Here is a 462-nt window from a genome sequence, read left to right as displayed (position 1 = left end):
AACGATCAGTGCTAAAGGGGGGTATCTCGTATTTTAAAAGCGCATTTATTAGCGCTTCTCACGCGTTATAGCACGATAAATTTTACCCACAACATACACGGCCAGAATCCCGAATAATATCGATGAAACCGCAAAAAAAACCATCGACGAGAGGAAGGGACTGAACAAACCGCCAAGGCTCGTAAAATCGCTAAGCCTCGCAAGAGTGTCATTGGAAACCTTTCTTAATATAATCTCAGGAATTATTAGGAATGAAATAATTGCCGCCGTAACGTAAATGGATGTTTTTCGACTTTTTTTCATCTTCAATCTTGCCCCTGCGAGCGACCATGCTCAATCATTAGCCATCAATGTTACAACAAGGCCTATCGAAATGGCACAAAACTGTCTTAAGTGGAAATCAAAAACAGACAGGAATATGGCTATAGCTGTAACAAAGGCTTTGAGAGAGATTCATAAAGG

It is taken from the genome of Pseudescherichia vulneris (assembly GCF_902164725.1).
GTDB classification, from domain to species: Bacteria; Pseudomonadota; Gammaproteobacteria; order Enterobacterales; family Enterobacteriaceae; genus Pseudescherichia; species Pseudescherichia vulneris.
This window is presented reverse-complemented; position numbering follows the sequence as displayed.